Genomic DNA, 13,764 nt, shown 5'->3' on the forward strand with positions numbered 1-13,764 from the left:
CAACTACTCTGTCTGCGCATCGCTCTGGGTCTCGTCCTGCACCTCAGTCTGCGTGTCATCCTGCGGTTTCTCGATATAAACAATGTCGCTGATTTCCCGCTCATCGGCAAACCACCAGCAGGGCTGATTGACAATCTCACCGTTGTCGTACAGGGTCACGGAGCTTCCGCCGTCCAGGTTGTACGCGCTCTGGCATCCCAGTTCCGCAAAGGCCTTGGACAGCTTGTCGAAATTCATACCGCGGCTGTACTGGGTCCGCCGTCCGTCCACTGCCAGAATGATATAGTGGTTGGGCTCCACATAGCCGATGGCTGTCCGCGGTTCAAAGCCACTGATGCTGACGTTCATATTGTCTACCTTAGCTTCTTTCTGTTCTTTTTCTTCTTTTTCATGTTCTCTTTTCTCTCCTCTGCTGTAACGCTAAAATAATTTCCAAAATTTTCCTAACGAGATTATAAACTCTTTCTAAATAAATCGCATGCTTCTTGCAAATGCTTCCCGAAGCAAAACGCCGCCGGCTGTGGGTTCACAGCCGGTGGCGTCGCTAAAGGGGAGGATATAAGTAATTCGTTTCTCTTTTGTCTGGTCTTAGTATGGGCCGGGTTTTCCGCTTTTATACAAAGCATTTGCTATTTTTTTATTTTTATGGTACAAACATAGGTAGACGCTGCCCAGGGGCGGCAGAAAGGACGCTGCGCATGAAAGACGGAAAATTAAAACGAATCCTGGCTCTGTCAGGCGTATTACTCCTGGTCGGTATGTATCTGCTGACTCTGGTGTTCGCCTTCGTGGATCCTACAGCCGGGAAAAACTGGCTGAAAGCCTCGATTGTATGTACGATTTTTATCCCTGTATTTCTCTACGCCTGCATTATGCTGGCGCGTTATCTGAAAAAATAATATTTTCTATTACACCAGACACGAGGCTGCCGCATCACGCAACAGCCTCGTTCGACGTTTATTCCATAATAATATCAGCAAATGTTCCGTTCGCCGCGCGCATTAGATCCTCCGGGTTTACCTCCATCTGGGAGCCCCGTCGTCCGCCGCTGACCATGATGGCCGGAAATTGTTTCGCGCTTTCGTCCAGAACCACCGGAAATTGCTTCTTCATACCGATACAGGTGCAGCCGCCCCGGACATATCCGGTCAGATCAGTCAGATCCTTTAAAGGCAGCATTTCGATGGATTTCTCATGGACAGCCTTGGCCGCCTTCTTCAAATCCAGCTCTGCCTCGATGGGAATTACGAATACATAGTGCTCCTTGCTCTTCGCTACCGTCACCAGTGTCTTGTATACAATCTCATGGGGCTGCCCCAGCATATCCGCTACGCTGACACCGTCATGGAACTCTTCTCCATCGTAAGTATGTACCATATAGGAAATCTTCTTCTGCTCCAGAAGCCGCATGGCATTGGTCTTGATTTCCTTTTCTTTCTTTGCCATTTTTCCATCTCCTTCTTACGCCGCATTTTTGTCCGTTACGATACCTTCGGCTTATCAATAAACATCAGGCCGAAGCTGATGAGCAGCAGCGCACAGGATACCCAGATAGCCCGGATTCCGATAGCCGCATGCATGGACATAACGCCGCCAAGTCCCGCACCCAGGGCAAACAGAAAAATGATACCGAAATAATAAAGCATCTGTTCTGCCTGGGAGGATTTGTGCTCCCGCACATAGCCGGAGAGCGCCGCAATACCGCTGCGGAGATTGCCGATACACATGGTACTGGCGTAGGAATAGCCGTTGACCTTTCGGAAGGTCTGTACCTGCATGGCGCAGGCAAAGGATACCAGAGCCGTCGCAGCCATGTCAAGACTTGTGGGCATGAAGCCCACCACAAATAAAATGATGATTTCCAGAAGCAGGATTCCCTGCCGCCAGTGAAGCCGCTTTGCGTAGCGGAACCGGCCCTGAATCTGCTCGGCCACCCAGACGCCTACCGCGAAGGCCAGGATCGGGAACAGATACCGCAGTCCCTCCATCCATTGGCCGCACATGAAATGCTGGCTCATCAGCACCACATTTCCGGTCTGGGCATTGGAAAATACTTCCTCTCTTGTAAAATAGGTATAAGCGTCCTGAAAGCCTCCGGACAGCGCCAGAAAGGCGCTGTTCACGAAGGCTTCGGACATTTGTTTTTCCTGTTCTGTTTCATGAATCAGAGACATCGTAGAAAAACCGTCCTTTCGTTCTAGTTCTTTTTACTAGCCAGATAGGCTGCTTTTCCCTCATCATACAGATTTTTTCCCTCGCTGTCAATAATGACTACGAGCGGCATGTCTTCCACATAGAGCTTCCGGAGTGCTTCCGCGCCCAGATCCTCGTATGCGATCAGCTCACATTTTTTGATACACTTCGCCAGAAGAGCCCCCGCTCCTCCGATCGCCCCAAAGTAAACACCGTGATACTTCTTCATGGCTTCCACCACTTCCGGAAGTCTGGCACCCTTTCCAATCATACCTCTCGCGCCCACGCTCATCATGGTCGGCGCGTAAGCGTCCATACGTCCGCTGGTAGTCGGTCCGGCGCTTCCGATGACCTGACCCGGCTTCGCCGGAGTCGGTCCCACATAATAAATCGTAGCGTCTGTGGGATCAAAGGGAAGCTTTTCTCCTCTTGCGAGAGCCTCGCACATCCGCTTATGGCCCGCGTCTCTTGAGGTATAGATGGTTCCGGTCAGATACACGCTGTCGCCTGCGTGTAAGGTTTTTGCAAGTTCCTCCGTCAAAGGCAGCTGAATATGTCTTTCCATATTAAATCACCTCCGTCTTGTGGCGTGTTACATGACAGTTGATATTGACTGCACAGGGCATGCCTGCAATATGGGTCGGCATAGTCTCAATATTCAGAGCCAGAGCGGTGGTCTTTCCGCCAAAGCCCTGGGGTCCGATACCAAGCTCATTGATTTTCTCCAGCATCTCTTTTTCCAGATCTGCGTAATAGGGATCCGGATTGGGCTCCTCGGTATTGCGCATCAGGGCTTTCTTTGCCAGCAGCGCACATTTATCGAAGGTTCCTCCGATACCTACGCCTACTACCATGGGCGGACAGGGATTCGATCCTGCTGCCTCCACAGTCTCCAGAATAAAGCTCTTGATTCCCTCAATTCCCGCAGAGGGCTTAAACATCCGGATAGCGCTCATATTTTCGCTTCCGAAGCCCTTGGGGCCTACGGTTACTTTGATCTGCTCGCCCGGAACGATCTCCGTATACAGCATAGCCGGCGTATTGTCGCCGGTATTGCCGCGGCGCACCGGATCCTTTACAACGGATTTCCGGAGATATCCCTTGTCATAACCGCGGCGGACGCCCTCGTCTACCGCCTCCCTAAGATCGCCGTCTACGATATGTACGTCCTGACCGATCTCCAGGAATACACAGGCCATACCTGTATCCTGGCAGATGGGTACGTGCTCTTCTCCGGCAATTTCAAAGTTCTCGATAATTTTGTCCAATACCCCCTGGGCTGTCTCCCAATCTTCACATGCTCTGCAACGGCGGATAGCTCCCTTGATATCCTCCGGCAGTTCTTCGTTGGCCTTGATACACAGACGTTCTACTACATCTGTAATTTCTGAAGCCTTAATTTCACGCATGATACTTCACCTCCATATAGGTACTATAACACATCCTGATATATAACACAAATTGATAGGTTTTATGTATTGATAGCCTTATCCTATTCTTATAACAGCAGGCTGATAAACTGGCTGGCCAGAACCACCGCCACCAGGGCAATGGGATAGGTAGCCGCGTAAGCGCTGGCCACATCGTCGGTCTCGGTCACACGAATCAGGGTTCCCAGAGCCGGCGTACTGGTCATGCCGCCGCAGATAGAGCCCAGACAGTTAAACAGGGACAGATGCAGGACCTTTACCGCAAAGACGTAGCCCAGCAGCATGGGCACCAGTGTCATCAGCGCGCCATACAGGAACAATAGCGCCCCGTGCTCCTTCAGGATCTCGATGAAGCCCGCACCCGCCTGGGTTCCCGCTCCCAAAAGGAACAGGGCAAGACCGAACTCTCTTAAGCATTCCAGAACATGCTTCTCCACCTGTACACTCAATTTTCCGAAATGACCGAAATGACCGAGAATCAGTCCCGCAATCAGCGGACCGCCTGAAGTACCCAGGGAAAAGACCGCGCCGCCCGGAAGGGGGATTTCAATCTTCGCCAGAATAATGCCCAAGGCAATCGCCAGGGAAAACGGGAAGAATCCCATACTGTCCGCATAGAATAAATCTTCCTTCTTGGTCTTATGAAACTCCGCCACATCCACGCCTGCGGCAGCCTCGAACTTTGCCCGCTCTGCCGCCATATCCGTATGCAGAAGCTTGGGAACCAGCTGGACGAAAAGCACCACGCCCACAACGCCGAAGGGATACGCAATGCCATAGCCTACAGAGGCCGCGTCAGATCCGGTCGCCTCCAGGGCTGCCGCCAGTCCCGGCGTACTGGTAAGCGCTCCGGTCATCATGCCTACGCTGATATCCACCGGAATTCCAAATATCTTAATCACAGCCACACAGGTCAGCGCTCCCGCGCCGATAACCAGAGCTCCCAGTAAAATATAGGACGTGGCGTTATTTTTAAAATTCCGGAAAAATTTCGGTCCGGCAATAAAGCCTACCGAGGTTACAAAACAAATCAATCCCAGCTCCCGCACCAGGGAGGGAATCTCTACCCCAAAGTGGCCGAAGACCAGGGCCACCAGCAAAATGCCGGCGGTCCCCAGCTCAAGGCCGCAGATTTTAATACTTCCTACCAGATAACCGATAACGGCAATCAGAAACACCATCATCAGTGTATTCGATAGTACGGACTCCTGAAACCATGTAATAATCCCCATAGCACAACCCCCAATTGCTGTCATATTCCGTCTGCTTCTCTTACTTCGGCATACCGAAGGTATAGTTGGGCAGCAGCATCGGAGAAACCTCGTTTGTATGCAGTCCTGCCTTTTCCAGTTCCTGTGCATAGCTCTTGAGATGATCCAGATTCATCGTTCCCAGCTCTACCTCTTTGCACTTGCGGGCTGCAGCCTTACCTGCGTTGCGGCCAAATACAATGATATCCAGAAGGGAATTGCCCATCAGACGGTTTCTTCCGTGGATACCGCCTACCGCCTCGCCTGCTACCAGCAGATTCGGGATTACCTTAGTAAAGCCCTCGCCGCCAATCTCCAGACCGCCGTTCTGATAATGAAGGGTCGGATAAATCAGAATCGGCTGCTTTCTCATATCGATACCGTAGTTCAGGAACATACGAAGCATAGCCGGAATTCTCTTTTCGATGGTACCCTCGCCGTGAATCATCTCAATCATCGGGGTATCCAGCCAGATACCGTAGCCGGTCGGCGTGGGAACGCCCTTGCCTCTGGCCGTACACTCCCGGATAATGGAGGCTGCGGACACGTCGCGGGTCTCCAGCGGATGCATAAAGGCCTCGCCGTCCACATTGATCAGCATTGCGCCTACGGAACGAACCTTCTCTGTAACCAGCGCGCCGAAGATCTGCGCCGGGTAAGCCGCTCCGGTGGGATGATACTGAATCGTATCCTGGTACAAAAGCGGCGCTCCCGCACGATAGCCCATCACCAGTCCGTCGGCGGTTGCTCCGTAATGGTTGGAGGTGGGGAAGTGCTGATAATGCAGTCTTCCTGCTCCGCCGGTGGCAATGATAACGGTCTTGGCTCTCGCCACCTTGTACTCTCCGGTTTCCATATTCTGGAGGACAGCGCCTGCCACCTGTCCCTTATCATCCTTAATCAGCTCTACGGCTGCGGTGAAATCTACCACCGGAATCTGACGGTTCCATACCTCGTCGCGGAGAACACGCATAATCTCCGCTCCGGAATAATCCTTGCAGGCATGCATTCTCTTTCTGGAGGTTCCGCCGCCGTGTGTGGTAATCATCCGGCCGTCCTTGTCCTTATCAAACATAACACCCAGATCGTTGAGCCACTGGATAGCGTCCGGCGCTTCCATAACCAGACGACGCAGCAGTTCCGGTCTAGCCGCAAAATGTCCGCCGCCGAAGGCGTCCAGATAATGCTGCTGGGGAGAATCGTTTTCCTTATCCGCAGCCTGGATTCCACCCTCTGCCATCATAGTGTTGGCATCGCCGATCCGAAGCTTTGTCACCATCATCACATTAGCGCCTGCCTCATGTGCCTCGATCGCCGCGGAAGAACCGGCTCCGCCACCGCCGATGATCAGAACGTCCACATCGTAATCCACGTTATTCAGATCAATCGGTACATTTAAAATCCGGCTGTTGGAATGGAGCAGGGTGCCAAGCTCATAGGGAGCCTTTTCTCCCTTATTGGGGCCGACCTTGATCTCCTGGAAGCCATCCTCCCGGTAATCCGGATGAAATTCCTTAAGAAGCGCGTCCTTTTCCTCTGCTGTCATTCTTCTGGGCTCCACGCCGATACGCTGTGCTCTTGTGGCCTCTACTTTTTTAATAGATTCCAGCATTTCCGCTGTATACATAGTCCGCTCCCCTCCTATTTCTCAATCTCTCGGTTGTTGTACAGTTCCTTCATTTCCTCGATGGGCTTCTGCATAATCTGCTCAATCAGCTCGTCAAAGGCTCCATGATGGATATCCTCCACACGCTGCTCCAGGTGCTCTGCCTTGGGCGCAATGTACTTTCCGGTCAGTCTTCTGGCCAGCACGCCTACCATGGGGTGAGAAATGCCTGCCGGGCAGCGAGAGGTACAGATACCGCAGCCGATGCAGTCGAAGGATTCCTCGGCGCATTTCTCAAAATCACCTCTCTGAGCATATGCGATGTACTGCATGACGTTCAGAGACTGGGGACAGCCCTTGGTGCAGGCGTTACAGCCGATACAGCTGTAGATTTCCGGATAGAGATCCATCATCACACGCTGCTTTACACTGATTTTGTCCATATCGTAGTTCCGCTTATCTGCCGGGAAGAAGGGCAGTGTCGCGATATACATGCCCTCCTGTACCTGTGTCTGACAGGCCAGGCAGGTCTTCAGCTCATTGTTGCCCTTGATTCTGTAAATGGTTGCGCAGGCACCACAGAAGCCGTGGCGGCAGCCGCAGCCGCGCACCAGCTTATAGCCTGCGTATTCCATAGCCGTCATGATGGTAAGCTCAGCGGGTACGGAATACTTTTTTCCATAGAAATATACGTTTACCATTTCCTGCATGTTTTTTATACCGTTCCTTTCTTAGTACTCAGGTGGAAGTTCGTCAATCTCGTCGCAGCGGAATACGGGGCCGTCTTTGCAGACGTATTTGGCGCCGATGTTGCAGCGGCCGCATTTGCCGATACCGCATTTCATACGAAGCTCCAGGGTGGTGTACACCTGTGTCTTGTTGAAGCCCAGCTCCATCAGGCCCGCCAGTACGAATTTGATCATGATGGGCGGTCCGCAGACCAGTACGGTCTTATTGGTGTCGAAGCCGATTTCTTTCAGATAGGAAGGAACGAAGCCCACATGGCCGTCCCAGCCCTCCTGCTCCCGGTCGATGGTCAGATATACATTGACGCCCGGCGTCTTCATCCAGACTTCCTGAATCTCCTTAAGCTGCACCAGATCGTCCGCGGAACGGGAACCGTAGAGAATATCTACCGTACCGTAATTGTCCCGGTTATCCAGCACGTAGTTGATGACAGAGCGAAGGGGCGCAAGACCGATTCCTCCGGCGATAAACAGAAGATTCTGCTTCTTCAGCGCTGTCTCCACCGGAAAAGCATTTCCGTAGGGACCGCGCACGGTAATCTCGTCTCCCACATTCATTCCATGCAGGTAATCTGTCAGGGAGCCGCAGCGCTTAATGCTGAACTCCTGATATTCTTTGTTGGTGGGGGAAGATGTGATAGAGAACATCGCCTCGCCCACACCGGGAACCGATACCATGGCACACTGACCCGGCATATGCTCAAAAAGCTTCTTACCGTCTCTTCCCACTACCCGGAAGGTTTTAACGTCCGGAGTTTCCGTGCGGATATCCGTCACCACGCCAATCATAGGAATCAGTGCGTCTACTCTGATATCATTTGCATGTCCGCCGCAGGTACATTCACTCATTTCCCTCACCTCCCAGTTTCTTGATCACTTTCACAATATTTAAGGATGACGGGCACTTGCTGACGCAGCGGCCGCAGCCTACGCAGGAATACATGCCGTCATTGTTGGCCGGATAATAAACCAGCTTATGCATAAATCTCTGACGGAAGCGCTGAAGCTGACTGGTACGCATATTGCCGTGGGCCATCATGGTAAAATCGGAATACATGCAGGAATCCCAGCACCGGTAATGCTGAATTCCGGCCTTACCTCCGTCAAAATCACGGATGTCGTAGCACTGGCAGGTGGGACACACGAAGGTGCAGGTTCCGCAGGCCAGACAGGGCTTATACAGATCCTCCCACAGCGGGGAATCAAAAAGCTCCATGGTATTTTCCGGTTTGAACCGGGACAAATCCAGGTGGGACAGAGGAAGCTTCTCGATGATGGCGCGAATCGCCGCCTGCTGCTCCTCTACCTTTTTCTCGCCCTCTGCCGCCGCTTCCGTAAAGGAATCTGCCAGGGCTTCCTTTACCTGTGCCGTAAGTGCTTCTCCTTTTTCTGTTAATGATTTCCAGTATAATACATCTCCTACAAACCAGGTTTCCACATCTGCTCCCGGCTCTGCGGCATCCACATCAAAGTTTTTGCAGAAGCAGGTTTCATCCGGTTCTTTGCAGGCCAGGGATACGATAGTGCCATGCTCTCTTCTGGCCGCGTAATAGGTGTCCACCGGATCCGTCAGGAATACCTGGTCCAGAACCTTTACAGCCCTCACATCGCAGGCGCGCATACCGAATACCACAAAGGGCTGATTCTGAAGCTCTGCCGGGTCGATGCTGACCTTTCCGCCCTCATAACGGCTCTTGTAGAGCACCTCGCTCTGGGGGAAGAAGCAGTCCTTACCGGACTTCACAGTCTTCAGCGTATCGATATCCACCACGGCCTCTTCGGTCCACAGTCCGTAATTGGTCTGTCCGGCTTTCTGTACCGGGAGAAATAAGTCTTCCTTTGCACTGATGGCTCCGTAAAGCTCGTTCAGCTTATTCTTCGCTATCTGATACATGCTTAATGTCCCCCTCTCGTCTGTACAATGCCAGGCTCCACGTCATCAAAGGTGAAGTCCGTCAGCGGGCCTCTGGAATCCGTATCGGCTCCCGCCTGATACTCGCCGTAGAAGGTGTCAATGTCCTTGATAAACTTGCGGTTTAAAAGGTGAAGCGGAATGCCCTGGGGACAGACTCTGCTGCACTCGCCGCAGTCGGTACACCGTCCTGCCACATGGAAGGCACGGATAATATGGAACATCTGCTCCTCAAAGGTATCGGCATTCGCCTTCTGATTGCTGTCATACTGGCTGCTGTCGAAGACACATTTGCGGCAGCTGCAGGCCGGACACACATTGCGGCAGGCGTTGCAGCGGATACATTTGGAAAGCTGCTCCTGCCAGAAATGAAAACGCTCCTCCGGACTCATGGCCTCCAGCTTCTCCACTTCCTCGAAGCGGTTGCCCACCGGACCTGCCTCCTCGTCCTCTGCCGCGCCAATCAGCTCGTCGTATACCATGTGCTTCTTACCCTTACATACCTTGCAGCGCTCCAGAAGGGCGTCGGCAAAGGGCAACTCCTTCTCGCCATAGATGGTCTCAAATTTCAGGGTATCGCCGTCGACCGCTACGCGCTCAATGCCTTTAATACCAGCCTCCCGGATTTTCTCCGGCTTTAAGGTACCCTTGCAGCCCACGCCGATGATGTAAGCCTTTTCCCGGTCAACCCGGTGCTCCTTGATCAGCTGATTGAAGCTGTAGGTGTCGCAGGGCTTTAAGAATACCAGCGTCCTGCCCTCCAGCTTGGAGGCCTCAATCATATATTTGCTTAAGTTTGCGCCGCAGAACGCGTCGTAAACAAAATTCTGTAAATCTTCTTCCTTATAGAAATAAGCCGGCTCCGGATCGTATCCCATATCGCCCTTTCTCCAGCCCAGAACCTGCGCTACGGTTCCGTCTGCCAGAAGCTCTTTCGCTCTCTCGATTAACCCTTGCATCGCAGATCCTCCAATCTTACATTTTCTCCCAGTTCATGAATTTTAGCTGCAAATTCATTCATGGTGGTGGAGAACTTCACGCCCTCGGCCGCAGACACCCACTCTACGCGGGTACGTCCATTTTCCACGCCCAGGTAATCCAGCATGGAGAAAAGCAGTGTCATACGTCTTCTTGCGTAATAGTTTCCTGTGGTGTAATGACAGTCTCCCGGGTGGCAGCCGCAGAGAATCACGCCGTCCGCTCCCCTCTGGAAGGCTCTCAGGATAAACATGGGGTTCACACGGCAGGAGCAGGGCACGCGGATAATCTTTACATCCGCCGGGTAAGCAAGTCGGCTGCTTCCCGCCAGGTCTGCGCCTGCGTAGGAGCACCAGTTGCAGCAGAACGCTACAATCTTCGGTCTAAATTCTGTATTTTCTACCTGCATATCGCATCTACCTCCGCAAGAATTTGTCTGTTTGAGAAGCCCTGCAGATCCATAGCTCCGGACGGGCAGGCAACGGTACATGCTCCGCAGCCCTGACAGAGAGCACTGTTCACAACGGCTACCCGTCTCGTCTCACGGATACCATGATCATTTACCAGCTGATCCTCGTAGGAAATCGCTCCGTAAGGACATACCTTTTCACAGGTGGAGCAGCCATTACAGAAGATCGGATCTGCCTTGGCCGTACAGGGGTTGGTAACCAGATGATCTTTCGCCAGAAGTCCTATCACCTTTACGGCAGCGGCTCCGGCCTGGGCTACGGTCTCCGGAATATCCTTGGGTCCCTGGCAGACGCCGGACAGGAAGATTCCCGCTGTGGGGGACTCCACCGGACGCAGCTTGGCATGGGACTCAGTCAGGAAATTGTTGGTATCAATGCTGGCTGTCAGCATGGTGGCAATCTTTCTTACATCCGGATTCGGCTCAATGGCGGTAGCCAGGACAACCATATCCGTTTCCATCCGAATCTGCCTGTTGTCCAGCAGGTCAGAGGCCTGTACCAGCAGCTTATCGCCCTGGGGCGCTACCTTTCCTACCTGACCCTTGATGTAATGGACTCCATACTCCTCCACTGCCCGACGATAGAACTCGTCGAAGTTCTTGCCCGGAGTACGCACGTCGATGTAGAATACGGTCACATCTACGTCCGGATATTTGTCACGAATCAGCATGGCATGCTTCGCTGTATACATACAGCAAATCTTGGAGCAATAGCTCTTTCCTCTCTTGTCCGCGCAGCGGGATCCCACGCACTGGACAAATACGATGGACTTGGGAGCCTTGTGATCGGACATCCGCTCCAGGTGGCCCTTGGTGGGTCCTGCCGCGTTCATGATACGCTCCAGCTCCAGGGATGTGATGACATCCGGGCTCTGGTTATACGCATATTCATCGTACCGATCCAGCTTAATGGTATCAAAGCCGGTCGCCACGACGATAGCGCCGTAATCCACGGTAATGATCTCGTCCTTCTGCTCGTAATCAATCGCGCCCGCCTGACATACCTTGGCGCAGACACCGCATTTTCCGGTCTTGAATTTCATACAGTTTTCACGATCAATCACCGGAACATTGGGAATCGCCTGGGCGAAGGGCGTATAGATCGCGCTTCGTGTATTCAGTCCCCGGTTGAATTCATTGGGAGCCTTCTTGGAAGGACACTTCTCCTGGCAGACGCCGCAGCCGGTACACTTGCTCATATCCACGCTTCTGGCTTTTTTCCGGATATCCACATGGAAATCGCCTACGAAGCCGCTGACCTTCTCTACCTCGCTATATGTATAAATCGTAATCTTCTCATGGGCCGCAGCCTCCACCATTTTCGGAGTCAGGATACAGGCGGAGCAGTCCAGAGTCGGGAAGGTCTTGTCAAGCTGTGACATACGGCCTCCGATACTGGGAGTCTTCTCTACGATATCTACCTCGTAGCCTGCCTCCGCGATATCCAGCGCGGTCTGGATACCCGCGATACCGCCGCCAATCACCAGGGCGCGCTTTACGACCTGGCTGGTGCCCGGCGTCAGAGGCGCGTTCAGCATAACCTTCGCGATGGCTGCCCGGGCCAGAATAATGGCCTTCTCGGTCGCTTCCTCCATATTTTTATGAATCCAGGAGCAATGCTCGCGGATATTGGCAATCTCTACCATGTAGGGATTGATACCGGCCCGCTTTGCCGCCTGGCGAAATGTATTCTCATGCATTCTGGGGGAACAGGAACAGACAACGATACCTGTCAGGTGTTTCTGCTCGATGGCCTCCCGGATTTTCAGCTGTCCTGCTTCGGAACACATATACTGGTAATCTTCCGCGTGAACGACGCCAGGCTCCTTCGCCGCTGCCGCTACCACCCGTCCGATATCTACCGTCGCAGCTATGTTCGTACCGCAATGACAGACAAATACTCCTATTCTCTGCACGTTTTTTCACCTCCTGATTATTTGCTGTATTTGCGGAACGCGCTGGCCAGCAGCTGCTGGGGCAGTTCCTCGTCCAGTAATTCGGGTATCTCATTGGGGCTTAAATAATTGCCGCCCCGCTGTCTTACTACCATCTGCCGTACCGCCTCAATGAGCTTCGCAGGCTTTACGTCTCTGGGACAACGCTCTACGCAGGCAAAGCAGGAAAGACATTTCCAGATGGTGGTGGAATTTAAAAGGGGCTCTATGTCGCCATTCTCCACATAAGAAACAAACTGATGGGGACGGATATCCATCTCCTCGTAAGCGGGACAGGTCGCGGAGCATTTTCCGCATTTCATACATTTCCGGGTGTTGACGCCGCTCATCTCCCGAAGTCTATCGGCCTTCGCCATATCAGCCTTCTGCATCTTCTGCTCCTCCTTCCGCATTTTTCTCAGGAATCAGGCCAAGAGCCTCTGCCAGAAGCTCTGTCAGATACGTAACCGGAAGCTTTTTCGCGCTTCCACTGGTTCTCAGGTTATAGAGACACAGGGGACAGGCGGTAATCAGTTCTTCCGCTCCGTGATCTGTCGCGGATTCCATGACCCGATCTACCATCGTACCGGCCAGGGGCTTGTCCTTCAGGGATACATAACCGCCGCAACACTCGTTCCGGTAGGGATACACCACCGGTTCAGCGCCCAGAGCCCGGATAAAGTCTTCGATAATGGTCGGATTTTCCGGATCGTCAAAGGCCATGATATCACTGGGGCGAAGCAGCATACAGCCATAATACGCGCCGATTTTCCGTCCGGTCAGGGGATGTATCACCTTTTCCCGGATGGTATCAAAACCGATGCGGTCACGGAGAACCTCCAGATAATGAAGGACCTTTGTCTCTCCTTCATAGGGCTCTGCCAGGTTCAGATAATTGTTGGCTCTGGTACGGATATCTTCCACATTCTGCATATCGTCGTTGACACGCTTGATTACGTGATGACAGGCGGAGCAGAGCGTTACCAGATCCTGTCCCTTCTCCTTTGCGTCGTTCAGGGCGCGGACTGCGGACAGCTTTGTGGCGATCTCATCGGACGCCAGCGGATAGACAGCGCCACAGCACTGCCATTCCTCGATTTCCTGTAAGGAAAAGCCCAGCGCTTCTGCTGACATTCTGGCGTATCGGTCCAGGTCCTGCGCCTTGTTCTTCAACGTGCAGCCCGGATAGTAGCTGTACACCATTTGACTACCTCCTTTTGTTCTTTTTTCGCATGTTGGTGTGCAA

General features: G+C 52.9%; 16 protein-coding genes. 1 reads left to right on the forward strand and 15 read right to left on the reverse strand.

Annotated features, from left to right (window positions below):
* Positions 1–3: 3 nt before the first annotated feature.
* Complete coding sequence (locus tag OCV63_RS14070) at positions 4–348, reverse strand: phosphodiester glycosidase family protein (RefSeq protein WP_158364877.1); 345 nt, start codon at positions 346–348, stop codon at positions 4–6.
* Positions 349–698: 350 nt separating this feature from the next.
* Here OCV63_RS14070 and OCV63_RS14075 point away from each other — a divergent pair, with 350 nt between their 5' ends.
* Positions 699–899, forward strand: a complete 201-nt coding sequence (locus OCV63_RS14075) for a hypothetical protein (protein WP_158364879.1) — start codon at positions 699–701, stop codon at positions 897–899.
* Positions 900–957: 58 nt separating this feature from the next.
* Here OCV63_RS14075 and ybaK read toward each other — a convergent pair whose 3' ends face one another.
* The 14 genes from ybaK to OCV63_RS14145 form a co-directional block, all read right to left on the reverse strand.
* Positions 958–1,446: a Cys-tRNA(Pro) deacylase gene (gene ybaK / locus OCV63_RS14080; RefSeq protein ID WP_158364881.1), complete on the reverse strand. Its 489-nt coding sequence runs from the start codon at positions 1,444–1,446 to the stop codon at positions 958–960.
* A gap of 35 nt (positions 1,447–1,481) precedes the next feature.
* The gene (locus OCV63_RS14085; RefSeq protein WP_262670885.1) at positions 1,482–2,174 is read right to left on the reverse strand and encodes a YoaK family protein; all 693 of its coding nucleotides are present in this window, start codon (positions 2,172–2,174) and stop codon (positions 1,482–1,484) included.
* Positions 2,175–2,197: 23 nt separating this feature from the next.
* Complete coding sequence (locus OCV63_RS14090; protein ID WP_158364883.1) at positions 2,198–2,758, reverse strand: Fe-S-containing hydro-lyase; 561 nt, start codon at positions 2,756–2,758, stop codon at positions 2,198–2,200.
* A 1-nt stretch (position 2,759) separates the two neighbouring features.
* Positions 2,760–3,602, reverse strand: coding sequence for a fumarate hydratase (locus OCV63_RS14095; RefSeq protein ID WP_158364885.1), 843 nt, complete (start codon positions 3,600–3,602; stop codon positions 2,760–2,762).
* An 89-nt stretch (positions 3,603–3,691) separates the two neighbouring features.
* On the reverse strand, positions 3,692–4,855 hold the full coding sequence (locus OCV63_RS14100) for an aspartate-alanine antiporter-like transporter (protein ID WP_158364887.1): 1,164 nt from the start codon (positions 4,853–4,855) through the stop codon (positions 3,692–3,694).
* A 40-nt stretch (positions 4,856–4,895) separates the two neighbouring features.
* Positions 4,896–6,500, reverse strand: a complete 1,605-nt coding sequence (locus OCV63_RS14105; RefSeq protein WP_158364889.1) for an FAD-dependent oxidoreductase — start codon at positions 6,498–6,500, stop codon at positions 4,896–4,898.
* A gap of 14 nt (positions 6,501–6,514) precedes the next feature.
* Complete coding sequence (locus tag OCV63_RS14110; protein ID WP_158364891.1) at positions 6,515–7,189, reverse strand: 4Fe-4S dicluster domain-containing protein; 675 nt, start codon at positions 7,187–7,189, stop codon at positions 6,515–6,517.
* 21 nt (positions 7,190–7,210) lie between these two features.
* Positions 7,211–8,074, reverse strand: a complete 864-nt coding sequence (locus OCV63_RS14115) for an FAD/NAD(P)-binding protein (protein ID WP_158364894.1) — start codon at positions 8,072–8,074, stop codon at positions 7,211–7,213.
* Positions 8,067–9,119: a 4Fe-4S dicluster domain-containing protein gene (locus OCV63_RS14120; protein WP_158364896.1), complete on the reverse strand. Its 1,053-nt coding sequence runs from the start codon at positions 9,117–9,119 to the stop codon at positions 8,067–8,069. The genes OCV63_RS14115 and OCV63_RS14120 overlap by 8 nt, the downstream gene beginning before the upstream one ends.
* A 2-nt stretch (positions 9,120–9,121) precedes the next feature.
* Positions 9,122–10,096 (reverse strand): 4Fe-4S dicluster domain-containing protein, encoded by a 975-nt coding sequence (locus tag OCV63_RS14125; RefSeq protein ID WP_158364898.1) that lies wholly within the window; start codon positions 10,094–10,096, stop codon positions 9,122–9,124.
* On the reverse strand, positions 10,084–10,524 hold the full coding sequence (locus OCV63_RS14130) for a hydrogenase iron-sulfur subunit (protein ID WP_158364900.1): 441 nt from the start codon (positions 10,522–10,524) through the stop codon (positions 10,084–10,086). The genes OCV63_RS14125 and OCV63_RS14130 overlap by 13 nt, the downstream gene beginning before the upstream one ends.
* Positions 10,515–12,500, reverse strand: a complete 1,986-nt coding sequence (locus OCV63_RS14135; protein ID WP_158364902.1) for a CoB--CoM heterodisulfide reductase iron-sulfur subunit A family protein — start codon at positions 12,498–12,500, stop codon at positions 10,515–10,517. Before OCV63_RS14135 ends, OCV63_RS14130 begins: the two co-directional genes overlap by 10 nt.
* Positions 12,501–12,517: 17 nt before the next feature.
* On the reverse strand, positions 12,518–12,910 hold the full coding sequence (locus OCV63_RS14140) for a 4Fe-4S dicluster domain-containing protein (RefSeq protein WP_158364904.1): 393 nt from the start codon (positions 12,908–12,910) through the stop codon (positions 12,518–12,520).
* On the reverse strand, positions 12,897–13,721 hold the full coding sequence (locus OCV63_RS14145; RefSeq protein ID WP_158364906.1) for a CoB--CoM heterodisulfide reductase iron-sulfur subunit B family protein: 825 nt from the start codon (positions 13,719–13,721) through the stop codon (positions 12,897–12,899). Before OCV63_RS14145 ends, OCV63_RS14140 begins: the two co-directional genes overlap by 14 nt.
* Positions 13,722–13,764 lie beyond the last annotated feature (43 nt).

It is taken from the genome of Laedolimicola ammoniilytica (assembly GCF_025567165.1).
In the GTDB taxonomy this organism is placed as follows: domain Bacteria; phylum Bacillota; class Clostridia; order Lachnospirales; family Lachnospiraceae; genus Laedolimicola; species Laedolimicola ammoniilytica.